This window comes from Pseudarthrobacter sp. H2, assembly GCF_050157045.1.
In the GTDB taxonomy this organism is placed as follows: domain Bacteria; phylum Actinomycetota; class Actinomycetes; order Actinomycetales; family Micrococcaceae; genus Arthrobacter.
Genome location: NZ_CP189594.1, coordinates 1807505 through 1826324 on the forward strand (window position 1 = coordinate 1807505; position 18820 = coordinate 1826324).

Annotated in this window: 19 protein-coding genes and 1 tRNA gene; 6 read left to right on the forward strand and 14 right to left on the reverse strand. The window is 68.4% G+C overall.

The window, feature by feature from the left end; translation table 11 throughout:
• Positions 1-71: 71 nt before the first annotated feature.
• The 9 genes from pafA to ACQCSZ_RS08580 form a co-directional block, all read right to left on the reverse strand.
• Complete coding sequence (gene pafA / locus ACQCSZ_RS08540; protein WP_427007584.1) at positions 72-1436, reverse strand: Pup--protein ligase; 1365 nt, start codon at positions 1434-1436, stop codon at positions 72-74.
• 1 nt (position 1437) lies between these two features.
• Positions 1438-2145 (reverse strand): proteasome subunit alpha, encoded by a 708-nt coding sequence (gene prcA, locus ACQCSZ_RS08545; protein WP_427007585.1) that lies wholly within the window; start codon positions 2143-2145, stop codon positions 1438-1440.
• Position 2146: 1 nt separating this feature from the next.
• Positions 2147-3007 carry a proteasome subunit beta gene (gene prcB, locus ACQCSZ_RS08550; RefSeq protein ID WP_427007586.1) on the reverse strand — a complete coding sequence of 287 codons (861 nt, stop codon included), beginning with the start codon at positions 3005-3007 and terminating at the stop codon, positions 2147-2149.
• Positions 3008-3091: 84 nt separating this feature from the next.
• The gene (locus tag ACQCSZ_RS08555) at positions 3092-3295 is read right to left on the reverse strand and encodes a ubiquitin-like protein Pup (RefSeq protein ID WP_211881074.1); all 204 of its coding nucleotides are present in this window, start codon (positions 3293-3295) and stop codon (positions 3092-3094) included.
• A gap of 89 nt (positions 3296-3384) precedes the next feature.
• Entirely contained in the window at positions 3385-5058 is a 1674-nt protein-coding gene (dop, locus tag ACQCSZ_RS08560) for a depupylase/deamidase Dop (protein ID WP_427007587.1), read from the reverse strand.
• A complete protein-coding gene (gene arc, locus ACQCSZ_RS08565; protein WP_427007588.1) occupies positions 5055-6878 on the reverse strand; it encodes a proteasome ATPase in 1824 nt (607 codons plus the stop codon). The genes dop and arc overlap by 4 nt, the downstream gene beginning before the upstream one ends.
• Positions 6879-6962: 84 nt before the next feature.
• Positions 6963-8141 (reverse strand): tRNA (adenine-N1)-methyltransferase, encoded by a 1179-nt coding sequence (locus ACQCSZ_RS08570; RefSeq protein ID WP_427007589.1) that lies wholly within the window; start codon positions 8139-8141, stop codon positions 6963-6965.
• A 146-nt stretch (positions 8142-8287) separates the two neighbouring features.
• Positions 8288-9505: a site-2 protease family protein gene (locus ACQCSZ_RS08575; RefSeq protein WP_427007590.1), complete on the reverse strand. Its 1218-nt coding sequence runs from the start codon at positions 9503-9505 to the stop codon at positions 8288-8290.
• Entirely contained in the window at positions 9498-10256 is a 759-nt protein-coding gene (locus ACQCSZ_RS08580) for an HAD family hydrolase (RefSeq protein ID WP_427007591.1), read from the reverse strand. The genes ACQCSZ_RS08575 and ACQCSZ_RS08580 overlap by 8 nt, the downstream gene beginning before the upstream one ends.
• A gap of 163 nt (positions 10257-10419) precedes the next feature.
• On the opposite strand from ACQCSZ_RS08580, the gene ACQCSZ_RS08585 reads away from it, so the two are divergent.
• Positions 10420-11325, forward strand: coding sequence for a PAC2 family protein (locus tag ACQCSZ_RS08585; protein WP_427007592.1), 906 nt, complete (start codon positions 10420-10422; stop codon positions 11323-11325).
• Positions 11326-11381: 56 nt separating this feature from the next.
• On the opposite strand, the gene mshC is transcribed toward ACQCSZ_RS08585, so the two are convergent.
• Complete coding sequence (gene mshC, locus ACQCSZ_RS08590) at positions 11382-12662, reverse strand: cysteine--1-D-myo-inosityl 2-amino-2-deoxy-alpha-D-glucopyranoside ligase (protein WP_427007593.1); 1281 nt, start codon at positions 12660-12662, stop codon at positions 11382-11384.
• 15 nt (positions 12663-12677) lie between these two features.
• A complete protein-coding gene (locus ACQCSZ_RS08595) occupies positions 12678-13511 on the reverse strand; it encodes an undecaprenyl-diphosphate phosphatase (protein WP_427007594.1) in 834 nt (277 codons plus the stop codon).
• Between the two features lie 51 nt (positions 13512-13562).
• On the opposite strand from ACQCSZ_RS08595, the gene ACQCSZ_RS08600 reads away from it, so the two are divergent.
• Entirely contained in the window at positions 13563-14498 is a 936-nt protein-coding gene (locus tag ACQCSZ_RS08600; RefSeq protein WP_427007595.1) for an aldo/keto reductase, read from the forward strand.
• Between the two features lie 4 nt (positions 14499-14502).
• Here ACQCSZ_RS08600 and ACQCSZ_RS08605 read toward each other — a convergent pair whose 3' ends face one another.
• Positions 14503-14775, reverse strand: coding sequence for a hypothetical protein (locus ACQCSZ_RS08605; RefSeq protein ID WP_211881084.1), 273 nt, complete (start codon positions 14773-14775; stop codon positions 14503-14505).
• Between the two features lie 39 nt (positions 14776-14814).
• Between ACQCSZ_RS08605 and ACQCSZ_RS08610 the strand changes: the two genes are divergently transcribed.
• Positions 14815-15048, forward strand: coding sequence for a DUF5703 family protein (locus ACQCSZ_RS08610; protein ID WP_427007596.1), 234 nt, complete (start codon positions 14815-14817; stop codon positions 15046-15048).
• A gap of 19 nt (positions 15049-15067) precedes the next feature.
• Here ACQCSZ_RS08610 and ACQCSZ_RS08615 read toward each other — a convergent pair whose 3' ends face one another.
• Together ACQCSZ_RS08615 and ACQCSZ_RS08620 are read right to left on the reverse strand one after the other, a co-directional pair.
• Positions 15068-16231, reverse strand: coding sequence for an acyl-CoA dehydrogenase family protein (locus ACQCSZ_RS08615; protein ID WP_427007597.1), 1164 nt, complete (start codon positions 16229-16231; stop codon positions 15068-15070).
• Between the two features lie 11 nt (positions 16232-16242).
• A complete protein-coding gene (locus ACQCSZ_RS08620) occupies positions 16243-17547 on the reverse strand; it encodes a M20/M25/M40 family metallo-hydrolase (protein WP_427007598.1) in 1305 nt (434 codons plus the stop codon).
• Between the two features lie 153 nt (positions 17548-17700).
• Here ACQCSZ_RS08620 and ACQCSZ_RS08625 point away from each other — a divergent pair.
• From ACQCSZ_RS08625 to ACQCSZ_RS08635, 3 genes are all read left to right on the forward strand, one after another.
• Positions 17701-17783 (forward strand) — tRNA-Leu (locus ACQCSZ_RS08625).
• Positions 17784-17934: 151 nt separating this feature from the next.
• On the forward strand, positions 17935-18402 hold the full coding sequence (locus tag ACQCSZ_RS08630; RefSeq protein WP_427007599.1) for a hypothetical protein: 468 nt from the start codon (positions 17935-17937) through the stop codon (positions 18400-18402).
• A gap of 10 nt (positions 18403-18412) precedes the next feature.
• Positions 18413-18619, forward strand: coding sequence for a hypothetical protein (locus tag ACQCSZ_RS08635; protein WP_427007600.1), 207 nt, complete (start codon positions 18413-18415; stop codon positions 18617-18619).
• The last annotated feature ends 201 nt before the right edge of the window (positions 18620-18820 follow it).

Consider the following 18820-nt stretch of genomic DNA (forward strand, 5'->3'; position numbering starts at 1 on the left):
ACGGTCGCCCGCGGCAAAGAAAGCGGTGGCCAGTTTACGGCCCTCACCAGAATAACGTGGAAAGCTGGGTATCAGCCCATAGAGTCCAGCAGGGCATCCACCCGTTCGTCCACGCTGCGGAACGGATCCTTGCACAGGATCGTCTGGTGGGCGCGGTCATTGAGCTTCAGGTGCACCCAGTCCACCGTGTAGTCGCGGCCCAGTTCCTGGGCCCGGCGGACGAAATCGCCGCGCAGTTTGGCCCGGGTGGTCTGCGGCGGGGCGTCCACGGCGTCCTTGACGGCGGTGTCGTCCGCCACCCGCCGGACGGCTCCGCGGGACTGGAGCAGGTAGTAGAGCCCGCGGCTGCGGGAAATGTCGTGATAGGTCAGATCCAGCTGCGCGATCCGGGGCGCGTCGAGTCCCAGGCCGTGCCGCTGCCGGTAGTTGTCCATCAGCTTCTTCTTGATGGCCCAGTCAATCTCGGTCTCGATCGTGCTGGTGTCGCCGCTTTCGATCGCATCCAGCGTCCGTTCCCACAGGTCCAGGATCAGCGGCACGTGGGCGTTGTGGGCGCCGTGTTCGGCCACGAAGGCCGTCACCTTGCCCAGGTACTCCCGCTGGATTTCCAGGGCGGTGAGCTGCCGGCCGTTGGCGAGGCGGACCAGGGCCCGGCCGCTGAGATCGTGGGAGATCTCGCGGATGCTGCGGATGGGGTTCTCCATCCGCATGTCCCGCATGATGACCCCCGCTTCGATCATCCGCAGGATCAGGTCCACGGTGCCGACCTTCAGCAGCGCGGTGGTTTCGGACATGTTCGAATCGCCCACGATGACATGCAGCCGCCGGTAGAACTCGGCGTCGGCGTGCGGCTCGTCGCGGGTGTTGATGATCGGCCGGGACCGGGTGGTCGCGGAGGACACGCCCTCCCAGATGTGGTCGGCCCGCTGCGAGAACGCGAACGTTGCCCCATGCGGGGTCTTCAGGATCTTGCCCGCCCCGGCGATCAGCTGGCGGGTCACCAGGAACGGGATCAGGATCTCGGCGAGCCGGGAAAATTCACCGCGCCGCGGGATCAGGTAGTTCTCGTGGCTGCCGTAGGAGTTCCCGGCGGAGTCGGTGTTGTTCTTGAACAGGTACACGGTCCCGTTAAAGCCCTCGGCCGCCAGCCGTTCCTGGGCCTCGTCCACGAGGTCACAAAGGATGAGTTCGCCGGCCTTGTCATGGGCGATCAGCTGCGCCAGGTCGTCGCATTCGGCCGTGGCGTACTCCGGGTGCGATCCGACGTCCAGGTACAGGCGTGAGCCGTTGGTCAGGAACACATTGGAGGACCGTCCCCAGCTGACCACCTTGCGGAAGAGGTAGCGGGCCACTTCCTCGGGGGCCAGCGGCCGGGATTCGGGGCTCGAATAGGAAATCCCGAATTCGGTTTCGATGCCGAAAATGCGCTTGTCCATGTCAGTTCTCCTCCGCAAGCAATGCCACGACGTCGGCGTCCTCGAGCCGCCGGAAGGCCCGGCGGGTGCCGCGGCCTGTTTCTGGGCGGCGGTCCAGCACGGCGACCTCCACGGCCGACGCCGGCAGTGTGGTGGTTTCCTTGTCCGCCACGAGTCCGGCCAGGGCGAGCCGGATGGCGCCGGCGAAATCGAGTTCGCCCTGCCAGCCCGCCTCGACGGCTGCGGACACCTTGTCCGCCTGGCCGCCCATCACGATGAAGCCGTGCTCATCGGCGATGGACCCGTCGAAGGTCAGCCGGTACAGGTGGTCCGCTTCCTGGCTGGAGCCGACCTCGGCCACGGCCAGTTCCACCTCGAAGGGCTTCTGTTCGGCCGTGAACACGGCCCCGAGGCTTTGCGCGTAGACGCTGGCCAGTCCCCGGGCCGTGACGTCCTCGCGGTCATAGGAGTAGCCGCGGACGTCCGCGTACCGCACGCCGGCCTGGCGCAGGCTCTCGAACTCGTTGTATTTGCCGACGGCGGCGAAGGCGATCCTGTCGTAGATCTCGCCGATCTTGTGCAGCGACGGCGAGGGGTTCTCCGCGACCAGAGCTATTCCCTCCCGGCAGCTGATGACCACGACCGAACGCCCCCGCGCGATGCCTTTCCGTGCGAAATCCGCACGGTCCTTCATCAGCTGCTCGGGCGAGACATAGAACTGCTGGGTCATGTCAGGCCTCCCGCTGGGCCACGGCCCGGGATTCGATGATGGTCCCGGCGACGGCGGCAAGGTCCCGTTCCGGGACCCGTGCGGCACCCGCCCGGTTGACCACGTACACCACTGGCCAGAGTTGCCGGACCGGGTCCGGGCCGCCCGTGGCGGAGTCGTCGTCGGCGGCGTCGTACAGCGCCTCGACGGCCACGGCGACGGCGTCCTGCTCCGAAAGGTTGGGCCGCCAGAGTTTCTTCAGGGCCCCGCGGGCAAACATCGAGCCGGAGCCGACGGTGTGGTGCTCCTGCTCCTCGTAGCGCCCGCCGGTGACATCGTAGGAGAACAGCCGGCCAATCCCTGCGGGCAGGTCGAACCCGGCGAACAGCGGGACGACGGCGAGCCCCTGCATCGCCATGGCGAGATTGCCGCGGATCATGGCGCCGAGCCGGTTGGCCTTGCCGTCCAGGCTCAGGAGTGTTCCTTCGATCTTCTCGTAGTGTTCCAGTTCAACCTGGAACAGCCGGGTGATGTCCAGGGCGATGCCGGCCGTCCCGGCGATGCCCAGCACCGAGTACTGGTCTGCGGGGAACACCTTTTCAATGTGCCGGCTGGCGATCACGTTGCCCATGGTGGCGCGGCGGTCCCCCGCCATCAGTACTCCCCCGGCGTAGGTCAGGGCCACGATCGTGGTCCCGTGGGGCACCTGGAGGGGGGCCGCGGCGTGGCCAGTAAGGGCCGCGGCCGGGAGCTGCTGGCCGGAAGGCGTTAAACCGGAAGGCATGAACCCGAGAGGCATTAAACCGGGCCGTTCGCGTTGCAGATGTTCGGTGAAGGAGGACGTCGCACTGGCTGCTACCTGGTTGGCTGTTGTTTCCTGCACTGGTGCACTCCTCAATGTGGTGGATCAACGACTCGTCCGGCATTCAGCCCCTCAGACCGCTGGTGCGGCGGCTGGCGGCCGGTCCTACTGGCCGCCCTTTTGGACGAAGGCGCGGACGAACTCCTCGGCGTTGGACTCCAGGACACCGTCGATCTCATCGAGCAGATCATCGACGCCCTGGGTGGCCGCCGACGCCTGCGCTTCCGCGGGGGCGGGCGGCGCGGCGGGGACGTCCTCGTCAACTTCGGTGTCCCGCGACTGCGGCTGCTGCTGCTCCTGGCCTGCCATTGTTTTCTCCTTCTGTCCGTCCCCTTTTTCGCAAGGGACATCCTGTAGCAATATTGCCACGCCCGGGCCGCCGGCGGGGCCCTTTACTACTATGAACTCGGGCTGAGTCCCAGGAGTTCCGCGAGGAAGGGGCCGGCCTCCCGGTGCCGGGCAAACAGGCCGCCGGTGAGGGCTTCGGTCCCGCGCAGCGGTTCACGGGTGGGGACGCGCTGGAGCTTGCCGCGCCCGGGGACGTCGAAGATGACGGAGTCCCAGCTGGCACCGACCAGATCGGTGCCGAAGCGGCTGACGCAACGGCCGCGGAAGTAGGCACGCGTGTCCGACGGCGGCTCCGTCATGGCGCGGGCGATCGTGCCGTCGTCGACGATCCGCTGCATCCGGTCGCGGGCCAGCAGCCGGTAGTAGAGGCCTTTTTCGGGCCGGATATCCGCCCATTGCAGGTCCACGAGGCCCAGCCGGGCGCTGTCCCAGTCCAGCCCGTCGCGCTGCCGGTAGCCCTCCAGCAGGGAGAGCTTGGCGAGCCACTCCACCGAGGAGGCGGCCGCCGCCCGGTCGCCTCCCAGTCCGGTGAGCGTCGCAGCCCAGCGTTCCAGCACGGCGTGGGTGTGCCCGTCGCCGTCCACGGCGTCGGCGACGCCGGTGTCCTGGGCATGCTTCGCGGCGGCCTCGTAGTAGATCCATTGCAGGTCCAGGGCGGTCACCCGGCGTCCGTCCAGCAGCCGCACGGTGGCGGTCAGCGAGGTGTCGTGGCTGACGGCCTGCAGCGCCGCGACAGGTTCGTGGACTTCCAGGCGCGGGGCCAGGCCCGCCTCGATCAGGCTCAGGACCATCGCGGTGGTGCCGAACTTGAGGTAGTTGGACGCCTGGCTCAGGTTCGCGTCCCCGATGATGACGTGAAGCCGGCGGTACTTGTCGGCGGTGGCGTGCGGCTCGTCGCGGGTGTTGATGATGGGGCGGCGGATGGTGGTCTCGAGTCCCACCTCGGTCTCGAAGAAATCCGCGCGCTGGCTGATCTGGTAGCCGGGCCGGGAGCTGTCCTGGCCCATGCCGACCCGGCCGGCGCCGCAGATGACCTGGCGGGTGACGAAGAACGGTGTCAGGCCGCGGACGATGTCGCCGAACGGCACGGACCGGGGCATCAGGTAGTTCTCGTGCGAGCCGTACGAGACGGATTTGTTGTCGGTGTTGTTCTTGTACAGGTTGATGGGCGGCAGCTCCGGGTCCGCGGCCAGGCGGCGCACCGCGGCCAGGGCCACGAGGTCGCCGGCGGCGTCCCAGGCGACGGCGTCCCGCGGATTGGTGACCTCGGGGCTGGAGTACTCGGGGTGGGCGTGGTCGACGTAGAGGCGTGCACCGTTGCCCAGCACCATGTTCATCAGCAGCGTGCCGGACCCGTCCTCGCCGTCGGCCTCCAGCTCCTGCCGGCCGTAGGCGAGGGCGACCGCCTCGGCGTCCAGGACCGGCGGCTGGTCCGTCAGCTGCTCCGGGTCCGCCGCGCTGCGCTCCAGGGTCCAGCCGCGCGCGTCATGCAGCGGTTCCTCGTCCGTATAGTCCCACCGGGTTTCGGCTCCGCCGGCGGCCCGCTGCCGGGTCACCTGGGCGTAGGCCTGGATCACCCGGGCCGACATCATGGTGGCGTTGGCCCCCGGCGCGGACGGCGCGTGGATGCCGTATTCGGTCTCCGAGCCCATCACCCGCATGGCGCCGCCGGCGGGCAGGCCTCCGCCGGCACGGGCCGGCGTGCCGGGAACGACTGCCGTCACAGGTACTGGCCCGTGCTCGGCATCGTCTCGATGGACTTGCCGGGCTCCTGGCCGGCCTTGCCTTGGACGATGGTGCGGATGTACGTGATGCGCTCGCCCTTCTTGCCCGAGATCCGCGCCCAGTCGTCCGGGTTGGTGGTGTTGGGCATGTCCTCGTGCTCACGGAACTCGTCGACGACGGCGCGGAGCAGGTGGTCGATGCGCAGGCCTTTCTGCCCGACGGTGAGCAGGTCCTTGATGGCGTATTTCTTGGCCCGGTCCACCACGTTCTGCACCACGGCGCCGGAGTTGAAGTCCTTGAAGTAGAGCATCTCGGTGTCGCCGTTGGCGTAGGTCACCTCAAGGTATTCGTTGGACTTCTCGGTGGCGTACATCGCCTCGACCGTGCGCTGGACCATCGCGTCCACGGTGGCCTGGACGTCGCCGCCGTGCTCGGCGAGGTCCGACTCGTGGAAGGGCAGGTCCGTGGTGATGTACTTGTTGAAGATGTCCGCCGCCGCCTCGGCGTCGGGGCGCTGGATTTTCACCTTCACGTCCAGCCGGCCCGGCCGCAGGATCGCCGGATCGATCATGTCTTCGCGGTTCGAGGCGCCGATCACGATCACGTTGTCGAGCCGTTCGACGCCGTCGATCTCGCTGAGCAGCTGCGGCACGATCGTCGTCTCGACGTCGGAGGAGATGCCGGTGCCGCGGGTGCGGAACAGCGAATCCATTTCGTCGAAGAACACCACGACGGGGCTGCCCTCGGAGGCCTTCTCCCGCGCCCGGGCGAAGATCAGCCGGATGTGCCGTTCGGTCTCGCCGACGTATTTGTCGAGGAGTTCCGGGCCCTTGATGTTCAGGAAGTAGCTCTTCATGTCCGTCTTGCCCGCGCGTTCGGCGGCCCGGGCGGCCAGCGAGTTCGCCACGGCCTTGGCGATCAGCGTCTTGCCGCAGCCCGGCGGGCCGTAAAGCAGGATGCCCTTGGGTGCCTTCAGCCCGTGTTCGCGGTACAGGTCCGGGTGCAGGAACGGCAGTTCGACGGCGTCGCGGATCTGTTCGATCTGCGGGCCGAGGCCGCCGATGTCCTGGTACGTGATGTCCGGGACTTCCTCGAGGACCAGGTTCTCCACCTCGGAGCGCGGGATTTTCTCCAGCGCGTAGCCGGTGCGCGAATCGATCGACAGGGCGTCACCGACCCGGAGCTTCTGCGCCAGCAGGGCGCCGGAGAGCCGGACCACCCGCTCCTCGTCGGCGCGGCCGACCACCAGGGCGCGGTCCGGCCCCAGCATCTCCTTGAGGGTGACCAGATCGCCGGCCCGCTCGTAGCCGAGCCCGGCAACCACCATGAGGGCCTCGTTGAGCAGGACCTCCTGGCCGACCGCGAGCTGGTTCATGTTCACCAGCGGGCTGACGCCCACGCGCATCTTGCGGCCGGCATTGAAGATGTCCACGGACTCCTCGGTGACCGCCTGCCCGCTGCTGCCGGCGGCGGCCTGCCGCTTGGGGTTGAGCTGCAGGATCGTGCCGAAGCTGTACGGCGGCTGGCCCTCCTGGTCGAGGGCGTTCTTCAGACGCAGGATCTCCGTCTTCGCGGTCTCGAGCATGCTGACCAGCCTGGAATTGTTCTGCGTCGCGGAGGCGAGCTGGCGGTCAATATGCCGGAGCTTGTCCCGGAGGATATTGACCTGCCGCTCGGACACGGACAGTTCATTCGCGGCGTAACGGTCGCCGTCGGCGGCCGAAGCCTGTCCTGACGCCGTCTGTGCGGCCGCCTGTGCAGCCGCCTCTGCGGCGGTCTCTGCCGGTGTGCGGCCCGGGTCGGTGTTCGGAGTCTCCATCGTGCATCAGCCCCTTCCTGCGCTTCTGTTAAGACCTTAGCCCCAAGAAGGCGGGTGCTGCTGGAGACTTCCCAAATATAGCGGCTAGTTTGTGACCTCCGGGGCGTCCTTGACGTTGGTGCCGGCGATGGCGTCGCGGGCGGCGCGGCGCAGCTTCTTGTCCGAAACGGCGCGTTCCCCGACGGCGCCGGGAGTCCAGGCGTTGACGTCGTCTTCGTTGAAGTCCGTCTTGGAGGGGCGGCGCTTGACGGAGATGCCGGTGACGCCGTCGGCCAGCCTGCGGGTGACGAGCAGGAAGCCGGTGTGGGCCACCATGCGGTGGTCCGGACGCACGGCCAGGCCTTCGAGGTGCCAGCCGCGGACCATGGATTCCCAGGCGTCCGGGGCGGTGAAGCGGCCGTCGGCGCGGATCGCCTCGGCGGTCCGGGACAGCTGCGTCACGGTCGCGACATAGTTGATCCACACGCCGCCCGGAGCCAGCACGGTGGCGACGGCGTCCAGGCACTCCCACGGCGCCAGCATGTCCAGCACCACCCGGTCCACGGAGCCGGGGGCCTCGCTGCGGACAACTTCCTCCTGGAAGTCGCCGAGGGAGATCTGCCAGGCCGGGTGGGGTCCGCCGAAGATCGTCTCGACGTTGCCGCGGGCGATGTCCGCGAATTCCTCACGCCGTTCGAAGGAATGCAGGTAGCCGTTGTCCCCCACGGCGCGCAGCAGCGAGATGGACAGCGCGCCGGAGCCGACCCCGGCCTCCACGACGCGTGCGCCGGGGAAAATGTCGGCCATGGTGACGATCTGGCCGGCGTCCTTGGGATAGACCACCGCGGCGCCGCGCGGCATCGAGAGCACGAAGTCCGAGAGCAGGGGGCGCAGCGTCTGGTACTGCTGGCCGACGTTGTTGACGACGACGGAGCCGTCCGGCTGGCCGATGATCTCGTCGTGGTTCAGGAAGCCGCGGTGGGTGTGGAACGCGCCGCCGACCTCCAGGGTGATGGTGTTCATCCGGCCGCGCTCGTCGGTGAGCTGCACGCGCTCGCCCTCGCGGAACGGCCCGCGGCGCCGCGCGGCGCCAATCGGTGCCGGGCCTGCCGGCGGCGTGCCGGCGGAGGTGGCGGGAGACTGGCCGGCGGTGCCGGCGGCTGCCGGGTTGGCGTTGGTGGTGGCCGCGGCGCTGGTGGTTTCGCCGGTGGTGGCCGGGTTGGCGGCGCTGGTGGTTTCGCCGGTGGTGGCCGGGTTGGGGTTGGCGGCGGTGTCGCTGCTCATGAAAATAGTCCTCGCTCCTGTAAAGCTGTGTGGCCGCGGATTTGCCGGCGGGCTGGGTTCTTCTGCCTGGGGCCTTGCGCGTGGGGCCGGAAATACACGACCGGCAGGTAACTCTACCGGTTCCGGCGCTCGGGCTGCCTGTCGGGCTACCTTCCGGGCTGCCTTCCGGCTCTGCCGGGGGCGCCTCTGCCTAGGCGGGGCTCCTTGCCGGTGATGGCCTTCAGGACGGCCGCCTGGCGCAGCAGGCCGGTCACGTTTCCGGCCCCGTCCACGACGGCGTACTCCTGGCCTTCCAGCTGGGCGAGGTACTGGACCAGCTCCTGGCCCCTGGAGAATTCGGGCACGTAGGCGCCGGCGCCGAGGGCATACGCGACGGCGCTGACCGGGGTGGAGGCTGCGGCGGCCGGCGGCACCGTTGAGACGGCGCCGGCGTCGACCAGGGCCACGGGCCGGCCGTCGGGCCCGCACAGCACGACGGCGGGGACCGCGCCTGCGGCGCCGTCCTGTGCCAGGGCCAGCACATCGGCGACGGTCGCGGACTCCGGGAGTCCGACGGCGGGCTCGGCGAGGGCGCCGGCGTCGACCAGGTGCAGCCGGCCGCGCAGGCGCGCCTGCTGGATGGACGCGCCGGCCCCCATCCAGAGGAAGCTGCCCACCAGGGCCGTGATCAGGGCGAAGGACAGGTCCAGCCGGTCCCCGTTGAGCGCCGGAAGGACGATGAACCACACGGCCAGGGCGATCACGATGATCCGGCCGCCCCAACCGGCGGCGACGGTGCCTTTCTCCTGGCTGCCGGTAGCCTTCCAGACCGCGGACTCGACCAGCCGGCCGCCGTCCAGCGGAAGGCCTGGCAGCACGTTGAAGATGCCGATCAGCAGGTTGGCCCAGACGAAGATGTTGGCCAGGATATCGGCGACGCCGGTCAGCCCGGCGGTGGACACCAGCAGCCAGCCGCCGCCGGCGAGGACGAAGTTCGCGGCGGGTCCGGCCATCGCCACGAGCACCGAGCGGCCCGGGGACGCGGTGAAGCTCTCGAACTGGGTGTGGCCGCCCCAGAGGTTCAGGACGATCTTCTCCGTGGGCCAGTGGTAGATCTTGGCGGTCAGCGCGTGGGCGAGCTCGTGCACGAGCACGGAGATCAGCAGCAGCACGGCGTAGGCGAACGCGACGAAGTAGGCGCCCAGGCCCAGCGAAGAGTCGTTGTGCGCCAGCACCGGCCCGTAGACGATCACGGTGAACGCCGCGATGATGAACCAGGAGTAGGCCAGCACCACGGGGATGCCGGCGATCCGTCCCAGCGGGATGCCTTCCTTGCGGGAGGCGAGGTTCTTGCGTGGCGGTCCCTGCGTTTCGGTGTCAGTCAATGGCCCGGCTCCTGGTGTTGGGGGCGCCCGCGCTTTCCAGCTCGAAGGTTGCCTCCGGGTACTCGTGCCGCAGGGCCACGAGCTCTTCGAGGTCGGCGACGGTGCGTCCCTCGAGGGTGTCCCAGGTGGCGCGGCGGGGATCGTGCGGCAGGGGCATGATGTGCGGGATGGCGACGGTCACGACGCCGGAGGCCACCGCGGCGGCGACGCCCGGCACGGAGTCTTCCAGCGCGACGCATTCGTGCAGGGTCAGCCCCGGATCCTGCAGTTGCAGCAGTTCGACGGCTTTCAGGTACGCCTCCGGGTGGGGTTTTCCGTGCGTGACGGTGTCCCCCGTGACCAGGAAGTCGAAGTACGGTTTGGGCAGGCTCCCGACGATTTCGCGGGCGAGCGGGCCCTCGGACATGGTCACGAGGACGCAGCGGACGCCTGCCGTGTGGAGCTCGTCGAGCAGTTCGCGCGCACCGGGCCGCCAGGGCACGGAATTCCGGACCTGGCTGATCACGTGGGCCGTGAGGATGCCGATGATTTCCCGGCGCTCCAGATCCACGCCGGCGTCCTGCAGGATTCCGGCGGAGAAGACGAGGGACTGGCCGACCAGCTGCATGGCCTGCGCGTGCGACCACTGGCCGCCGTGGGCGGCCACCAGGGCGTGCTCGGCTTCGATCCAGTACGGCTCGGTGTCGACGATGGTGCCATCCATGTCCCAGAGGGCAGCTTTGAGCAGGGGCCGGGGGGCTGAGGATCGCATGCCTTCCAGTCTACGGTGCGGCCCCGTTCCAGTGCCGCGCGCTACGCCGTTGGCGAATATCAGCGGCCGCTGCCGGGCCCTGCGGACGGTTTCGGGGCGCCGGCAGCGATTTGCGGCGCTTCATTCCATGCACGGGTCCACCCCATGGACGTAGGGTGAAGAGATGAACAGCTTCGACGGAGACACCACGGAAACGGGCGCCGTGCCTGAACCGGAACGGCTGCTGCAGCCGGTGCCGGACGGCCAGCGCATCACGGTGATGCTTGCCGCCTTCGAAGGGTGGAACGACGCCGGGGAAGCCGCGAGCGATGCGCTGCACTACCTGAACAAGCTTTGGGGCGGCAAGAAGGTCGCCTCGATCGACGCCGATGAGTACTACGACTTCCAGTTCACCCGGCCCACGATCCGCCGGACCCCGTCCGGTGAGCGGAAGATCAAATGGCCGTCCACCCGGATCCACAAGGCCAGCGTTCCGGACTCCAACGTGGACGTCATCTTCGTCCAGGGCACGGAGCCGTCCTACAAGTGGCGCGCCTACACGGCGGAGCTGCTGGTGCACGCCGAGGCGCTCCACGTGGATTACGTGATCCTGGTCGGTGCCCTCCTCGCCGATGTGCCGCACAGCCGTCCGATCCCCGTGAGCGCCTCCACGGATGACAGCGCCCTGCGTGAGCGGATGGACCTGGAGGCGTCGCAGTATGAGGGTCCCGTGGGGATCGTCGGCGTGCTCGGGGAAGTAGCGTTGCTGGCCGGCCTGCCCACCATCTCGCTGTGGGCCGCCGTGCCCCACTACGTGGCCCAGGCGCCGTCCCCCAAGGCGCAGCTGGCGCTGCTCCACCGGATCGAGGAGCTCCTGCAGGTCCCCCTGGACACCACGGAACTCGTCGAGGAATCAGACGCCTGGGAACGCGGCGTCGACGAGTTGGCCACTGAGGATCCGGAGATCGCCGCCTATGTCCGCCAGCTCGAGGAAGCCAAGGACACCGCAGACCTCCCCGAGGCCAGCGGCGAATCGATCGCCCGCGAATTCGAGCGTTACCTCAAGCGGCGGGGCAAGGACAAGCAATAGCCCGGCGCCGGCCTGCACCTCGAAGAACCGCAGGGCCGGCCGCCCGGTTCTGCGGTTTAGAGTTCGACGCCGAGGAGTGCGTCGACGGCGTCGCTGACCAGTGCAGCGTCTCCTGCCGCGCCGGTACCGCCGCCGTTGAGGGCAGTCCGGGCCCATTCGTCCACGGCGTCCAGTACGCCCGGGGCATCCAGGTCGTTGGACAGCGCACCGCGCATGCGTGCCACGAGCGCGGCCGCGGAGCCCGCGGGCGCCACGGCGAGGGCCTCACGCCAGGTCTGCAGCCTCGCCTTGGCTTCGGCAAAGCCGGCATCGGTCCAGGACCAGTCGGAGCGGTAATGGTGGGCCAGGATCGCCAGGCGGATGGCCGCCGGCTCTTCCCCGGCGGCCCGGAGCCTGGAAACCAGGACCAGGTTGCCCTTGGACTTGCTCATCTTCTCGCCGTCCAGGCCCACCATGCCGGCGTGCGCGAAGTGGCGTGCCAGCGGAACCCCGGCGAGGGAGTAGGCGTGCCCGGCGCCCATCTCGTGGTGGGGGAAGATCAGGTCCGAGCCGCCGCCCTGCACCGTGAACGGCGCCGGCAGGTACTCGTGGGCAATGACGGTGCATTCGATGTGCCAGCCGGGCCGGCCCGCGCCGAGTTCGCCGCCCTCCCAGGACGGCTCGCCCTCGCGGGCGACCCGCCACAGCAGCGGATCGAGTGCCTGGCGTTTGCCCGCGCGGCCGGGGTCCCCGCCGCGTTCGGCGAACAGCTCCAGCATTTCGGCGTCGGAGAGGCCCGAGATTGCACCCAGGGTCCACGCGCCGACGGCGTCGGCGGAGTGCTTGCCGGCCGCCTCGACGTCGTAGTAGACATCGCCGTCGGGCTCGCCGGCGCCGCCGGCAACCCGGTACGCCAGGCCCTGGCGCAGGAGGCGCTCGATGGCGGGCACGATCGCGGGGATGGCCTCGACGGCGCCGACGTAGTGGTCGGGCGCCAGGACGTTGAGGGCTTCCATGTCCGTCTGGAAGAGCTTGATCTGGCTGGCGGCGAGCTCGCGCCAGTCGACGCCGGTCGCCGTCGCGCGCTCCAGCAGGGGGTCGTCGACGTCGGTCACGTTCTGGACGTAGGAGACCTGCTGGCCGCCGTCCCGCCAGGCCCGGTTGAGCAGGTCGAAGGCGAGGTAGCTGGCCGCGTGCCCCATGTGGGTGGCGTCATACGGGGTGATTCCGCAGACATACATGGACTGCTCCCCCGTTGCCTCGAGGGTGACGAGGCCGCCTTTGGCGGTGTCGAAGAGGCGGAGGGCAGGCATGCTGCCCGGCAGCCGGGGAACAGGGCGGGATATCCAGGACTTCACAGCCCAAGCCTAATGCTAGGCGCTGATGACATTGAAACCGAGCAGCAGGTACAGCGCCAGGCCCAGGAAGATCCGGTACCAGACGAACAGGCGGTAGCTCCGGGTCGAGACGAATTTCAGGAACCAGCCGATGATGACATAGCCCACCGCGAACGCGATGACCGTGGCGAGGGCGGTCTCCGGGAGGCCGTACGGTCCGGCGATGCCCTCCTTGGAGAGGACCTTGTAGAGCTGGTACAGGCCGCTGCCGAAGACGGCGGGGATGGCGAGCAGGAAGGAGTAGCGGGCCGCGGCCTCGCGGGTGTAGCCCATCAGCAGGCCGGCGGTGATGGTTCCGCCGGACCGGGACACGCCCGGGATCAGCGCCATGGCCTGCGCCAGGCCGTACAGGATCCCGTGTCTGTAGCTGAGCCTGCTCAGCTCGCGGTCCTGGCGCCCGACGGCGTCGGCAACCGCGAGGAACAGGCCAAAGACAATCAGGGTGGTCGCAACGATCCACAGGCTGCGGAGCACCGATTCGATCTGGTCCTGGAAGAGCAGCCCGAGGACGATGATCGGCAGGCTGCCGAGGATCACGAGCCAGCCCATCCGTGCGTCCGGGTCCTGCCGGGGCACCCTGCCGGTCAGCGAACCGAACCAGGCCTTGGCGATCCGCACGATGTCGTGCCGGAAGTAGACGATGACGGCGGTCTCCGTGCCCAGCTGGGTGATGGCGGTGAACGCCGCGCCGGGGTCGGCGGCGTTCGAGAGGAAGGACCCCACGATCCGCAGGTGGGCGCTGGAGGAGACCGGGAGGAATTCTGTCAGTCCCTGTACGAGGCCCAGTAGGGCGGCTTCAAACCAATTCACGTTTACAGACCCTACGGTATGAACCGGGCGAAGCACCGTAAGCTTGCTGGCATGCAGCAGCGTTATGTCGGCAACAGTGGGTTGCGCGTGTCCGCCCTCGCCCTTGGCACCATGTCCTGGTCGCGGGGGACCGATGAGCAGGATGCCTCCGGGCTGCTCCGTGCCTTCGTGGACGGCGGCGGGACCCTGATCGATACCGCGGCGTCCTACGCCGAGGGCCAGGCCGAGGCGATGCTCGGCGCGATGCTGGGCGATGTCGTCGCGCGTTCCGAGCTCGTCCTCTCCACCAAGGCGGGATATTCGACGTCGGGCGGGCGCCGCAGCGTCGATACCTCCCGCAACGGCCTGCTGTCGGGGCTGGACGCGAGCCTCGCCCGGCTGGGCACCGACTACGTGGATCTCTGGTTTGCCCAGGCGTGGGATCCCAACGTGCCGCTCGAGGAAACCCTGTCCGCGCTCGAATTCGCGGTCCGCTCCGGCCGGGCACGCTACGTGGGGGTGTCCAACTTCAACGGCTGGCAGACGGCCAAGGCGGCGGCGGTCGCGGGATTCCCGCTGGTCGCGAACCAGTCGGAGTACTCATTGCTGCACCGCAGCCCCGAAACGGAGCTGATTCCGGCGATCGAGGACGCCGGCCTGGGCCTGATGGCCTGGGGTCCGATGGGCCGCGGCGTCCTGAGCGGGAAGTACCGGGGCCACATCCCCGCGGACTCGCGTGCCGCGAATGACAGGCTCGCGGGCTACGTGCAGCCCTATCTGGAGGACGACGCCTCCGGCGTGGTGGAAGCCGTGGCGATGGCCGCGAAGGGGCTCGGCCGGACTGCCCTGGACGTCTCGCTGAGCTGGCTGCTGTCCCAGCACGGTGTTGCCACCGCGATCGTGGGCGCACGGACGCCGGTGCAGCTCAAGGAAATCCTGGATTCAACGCTGGCACCGCTCCCCCCGGAGATCGCCCAGGCGCTGGAAGACGTCTCCGACCCGGCCTGAGGGATCAGTCCTGGTCCTGCAGGATTTCGAGGTCTTCCTCGTCGTCGACGTCTTCTTCCTCGTCGTCCTCGCCGTCGTCGTCGATCACTTCCAGCGGCGTCACTTCACCGTAGGCTTCGTAGAGGGAGTCGTCATAGACTTCGAAGGCGTCAGCAACGGCGAAAAAGGCCGCTTCGACCGCGGGATCCCCATCGCCACGGCGTGCGGCGGCGGTGGCCAGGTGCTCCTGCAAGGCGGCAGTCAGGGATTCAAGCGCGACACGCGGATCGATGCTCATGACTTCACGTTAGCCGGAAAAAGACGAAAATGGAGAGCAATGAAGGAACATTTTCTGAGCAGTTCGGTCCGGCGGGAGCGGGACTATGTGAAGCAGTACGAATACCTCGTGCTGACCGTCAGTCCTGAGGATTCACTGCCTGACGCCCGCCGCCGGCTGGCGGAGCATTCCGAGTACGGCAAGTGGGAACTCGAGCGCAGCGTCCTCTATCTGGGCGGCGGACGGCGTTTCTGGCTGCGCCGGAAGGTCATCCAGGTGCAGCGGACCGTGTAGGCCGCCTGCGGCCCCCGGGTCAGGGCGTCTCCAGCGGCCCGAGCCAGGCGTAGGCCACCGTGTTGTGCGCCGACTCGTCATCGGAGGGGTGGAACATGCCCGCCAGCACGTCGCGGTACAGCCGCTCCAGCTCGGAGCCGCGGAAGTAGCTTGAGCCCCCGGACACCCGGATCGCCAGGTCCACCACGGTCCGCGCGGTCTCCGTCGCCCGGACCTTGAGGCCCACCAGTTTGGGGAACCACTGGGCGCCGTGGTCGGCCAGGGCGTCCACGTCCGCGGCGACACCGGCGAGCTGCGGGTAGAGCGCGTCCAGGGCCATCGCGGCCTCCGCCACCTTCCAGCGGATATCGGGGTCCTGCGCGTAGCTGCGGCCGCCGTTCCTGAACGAGGTCCGGCGCTTGACCGCCTCGACCCCCAGCGCGAACGCCCGTTCACCGATGCCGGTGTACACCGCCGCCAGCAGCGTCTCGAAACAGGCGAAGATCGCGAAGATCAGCGGGTCCGCGTTCGGGCCCACCGGCAGTTTGCGGAAGATCCGGTCAGCCGGAACGACGGCGCCGTCGAGGACCGTGGTGTTCGACTGGCTGGCGCGCATGCCGAGGGTGTCCCAGTCCGGCAGGATCTCGTAGCCGGGCGTGTCCCTGGTGATGAACCCGTGGACCAGTTCCCCCTCGCCGTCCCGGGCCGAGGCGTCCTTGCCGAAGATCCCCAGCCGCGTCCACGCCGGGGACAGGCTGGTGAAGATCTTGCGGCCCGCGAAGCTGTACCCGCCGCCGGGCTGCGGGACGGCCTCGGTACGGGAATCGAACAGCACGGAGTCGTTCCCGGCCTCCGAATTTCCGAAGGCAAAAATCTCCCCCGCCGCGGCGTCCTGCAGGACGAAATCCAGCGAGCTGTCACCGCGGGCGGCGAGGACATGGGCGACGCCGGTCCAGACCAGGTGCATGTTGATCGCCAGGGCGGTGGCCGGGGCCGCCGTCGCCAGCCGCCGCTGGAGCGCAGCCGCCGCCGCGAGCCCGAGCCCGAGGCCGCCGTCGGACGCCGGAACGAAGATCTTCAGGTACCCCGCCGCGGCCAGTTCCGCCAGGTCCTCGTGGAAGAACGCGTTGTCGCGGTCGTAGCCGGCGGCGCGGCCGCGGATCCGTTCCAGCAGGGGCTCGGGGAGGATTTCAACAGGTGTCATAATCGGGGGGATCAGTAGTTGCTGAGCAGGGTGTCCAGCACGCGGGCCCCGAATTTCAGCGAATCGACCGGCACGCGTTCGTCGACGCCGTGGAACATGCCGGTGAAGTCCAGTTCGTCCGGGAGCTGCAGCGGCGCGAAACCGTAGCCGGTGATGCCGAGCCGGCTCAGCGACTTGTTGTCGGTGCCGCCGGAGAGCGTGTACGGCAGGACCTTCGCGCCCGGATCCTCGGCGTGCAGGGCGTCGATCATGGAATCGACGAGGTTGCCGGCGAACGGCACCTCGAGGGAGACGTCGTTGTGGACGTAGCTGATGTCGATGCCGGTGCCGGCGAGTTCGCGGACGGTCTCCAGGACGTGCTGCTCCTGCCCGGGCAGCGTCCGGCAGTCGATGAGGGCCTCGGCCGATTCGGGGATCACGTTGTGCTTGTAGCCGCCCTTGAGCAGGGTGGGGTTGGTGGTGTTCTGCAGGGTCGCGCCGACGAAGCGGGCCACCGTGCCGAGCTCCTTGAGGATCTTGTCAGGATCGTCCGGATCGAATTCCACGCCGGTGAGTTCCGTCACGCCGTCGAGGAACTGCCGCGTGGTGGGGGTGAGCTCCACCGGCCACTTATATTCGCCGATCCGCGAGACGGCACCGGCAAGCCGGGTCACGGCGTTGTCCGTGTTGATCTGGGATCCGTGGCCCGCCCGGCCGTGCGCCACCAGGCGCAGCCAGGAAAGGCCCTTTTCGGCGGTCTGGAGCAGGTAGGTGCGCTGGCCGCCGATCGTGGCGGAGAACCCGCCGACCTCGGAGATCGCCTCGGTGGCGCCTTCAAAGAGGTCGGGGCGCTTGTCGACGGCGTAACGGGCGCCGTAGGTGCCGCCGGCCTCCTCGTCGGCGAAGAACGCGAAGATCAGGTCCCGCTTGGGTTTGCGGCCGGTGCGGGCGAAGTTCCGCAGCACGGACAGGATCATGGCGTCCATGTCCTTCATGTCCACGGCGCCGCGGCCCCAGATCATGCCGTCCTTCAGTTCGGCGCCGAAGGGGTCCACCGACCACTGGTCGCGCAGCGCCGGGACGACGTCCAGGTGCCCGTGGACCACGAGGGCGCTGGCGGAGGGGTCCTCCCCCGCGAGGCGGGTCACCACGCTGGCCCGGCCCGGGGCGGATTCGAAGATTTCCGCGTCCAGCCCGACCTCCGCCATCAGCCCGGCGGTGTATTCGGCGGCAGCGCGCTCCCCCGGGCCGGTTCCGTCGCCGTAGTTGGAGGTGTCAATCCGGATGAGTTCCTGGCAGATCCTGACGACTTCGTCCTCGGGCCTGGTGTCGGTCATGTATCGCTCCTCGTGAGGCGGCTCAATTGCTGGCTTCAGCCTACCCACAAGCCCCGATTGGATGTTTCCCGAAACTTCGTGTTAGAGTCTTTCTCGCTGCTTCGGAGAAAAGCGAAACGCTGAAAGGCGGAATGCTTCCCCGAATTACCACCTGCGCGGGTGGCGGAATGGCAGACGCGCTAGCTTGAGGTGCTAGTCCTCGAAAGGGGGTGGGGGTTCAAGTCCCCCTCCGCGCACAAGGGAAAACCCCTGGAATCCACGGATTCCAGGGGTTTTTTTCTGTCACATAGGAGAACGCGAGGTTTCTGCTCAGCGTGAGCTTTCCGGCCACACCACGCCAGATGCCTAACGCCCAATACCGTCCGCGCCCGACCCTAAGCTGGTCAGGTGAACCCAACTCCTTCCCCGAGCCCCCTCGACGTCATCGTGCATGCTGCCCCGGCTGCCGACTGGCAGGTATGGGCGGCATTCGCGCCGTTGATCGCCGCCGTGATTGCAGCCGCAATTGCTTTCGCCGCCTTGTGGCAAAGGCGCCGTGCGGACAACCGGGCCGAATGGTGGCGGCGGGCGCAGTGGGCGCTGGATGCATCCATCTCCGACCAACCCACGCGTGCAGAGTTGGGCCAGCAAGCCATCAACATCCTTGGCAAGAGCAAGCTGGCCACACCAGAAGATGGTGTTCTGCTGAAAATCGGTACGGAGGACCCGCTTGAGGCGGCAGACAGGGCGCGCCAGGCGGAAGCCGGCGGGACGATTGTCGTCGCTGATCGCGTCGACGCGGTCCTGACGAGGGTGGACGCCGCCGAGGCAACAAGCGACAATGAGGGAGACACCAGTGACGACACAGGCAGGTAGGAGGTTGACGATGGCCATGGCACACCCGGTAACCCGACGTAGGCCCTCTCAGTCCGAGACGGACGCAATCGCACCGTCCCGGCGTCCGGCATCGGTCAGCCCTGAGGATCGAAAGGTTCAGATCGCTGCCGCGAAGGCACGCGTGACGCTGGACAAGCTCATCGGCGATGAAACCCCTGACTGGATTATCGCGCTGTCCAAAGAAAAGCCGGAATAGAAAAGCCCGCCTGAATCAGCCTTGACCGGCCCGAGGGCTTCGGTGCTGTCGAAGTACGGTGCCTCGACGGGCGCCCCTGATCCGTGAGCACGCGGCGGGAAACGGTACCTGGCTTCACCGCCTGGTCCAGGTCACGCGCCGTAACTCCTGTCAGCCCGGCGGATACCTTCAGGCTGGCGTGCCCAGGATTCCAACCGGCGC

Excerpts from the sequence above, each read along its gene's own strand:
- pafA (WP_427007584.1), bottom strand. The coding sequence starts at position 1,436 with ATGGACAAGCGCATTTTCGGCATCGAAACCGAATTCGGGATTTCCTAT.
- ACQCSZ_RS08605 (WP_211881084.1), bottom strand. The coding sequence starts at position 14,775 with ATGAGCATCGATCCGCGTGTCGCGCTTGAATCCCTGACTGCCGCCTTG.
- ACQCSZ_RS08615 (WP_427007597.1), bottom strand. The coding sequence starts at position 16,231 with ATGACACCTGTTGAAATCCTCCCCGAGCCCCTGCTGGAACGGATCCGC.
- ACQCSZ_RS08635 (WP_427007600.1), top strand. The coding sequence starts at position 18,413 with ATGGCCATGGCACACCCGGTAACCCGACGTAGGCCCTCTCAGTCCGAG.
- arc (WP_427007588.1), bottom strand. The coding sequence starts at position 6,878 with ATGGAGACTCCGAACACCGACCCGGGCCGCACACCGGCAGAGACCGCC.
- ACQCSZ_RS08570 (WP_427007589.1), bottom strand. The coding sequence starts at position 8,141 with ATGAGCAGCGACACCGCCGCCAACCCCAACCCGGCCACCACCGGCGAA.
- ACQCSZ_RS08585 (WP_427007592.1), top strand. The coding sequence starts at position 10,420 with ATGAACAGCTTCGACGGAGACACCACGGAAACGGGCGCCGTGCCTGAA.
- ACQCSZ_RS08610 (WP_427007596.1), top strand. The coding sequence starts at position 14,815 with ATGAAGGAACATTTTCTGAGCAGTTCGGTCCGGCGGGAGCGGGACTAT.
- ACQCSZ_RS08620 (WP_427007598.1), bottom strand. The coding sequence starts at position 17,547 with ATGACCGACACCAGGCCCGAGGACGAAGTCGTCAGGATCTGCCAGGAA.
- ACQCSZ_RS08555 (WP_211881074.1), bottom strand. The coding sequence starts at position 3,295 with ATGGCAGGCCAGGAGCAGCAGCAGCCGCAGTCGCGGGACACCGAAGTT.
- ACQCSZ_RS08580 (WP_427007591.1), bottom strand. The coding sequence starts at position 10,256 with ATGCGATCCTCAGCCCCCCGGCCCCTGCTCAAAGCTGCCCTCTGGGAC.
- ACQCSZ_RS08600 (WP_427007595.1), top strand. The coding sequence starts at position 13,563 with ATGCAGCAGCGTTATGTCGGCAACAGTGGGTTGCGCGTGTCCGCCCTC.
- prcA (WP_427007585.1), bottom strand. The coding sequence starts at position 2,145 with ATGACCCAGCAGTTCTATGTCTCGCCCGAGCAGCTGATGAAGGACCGT.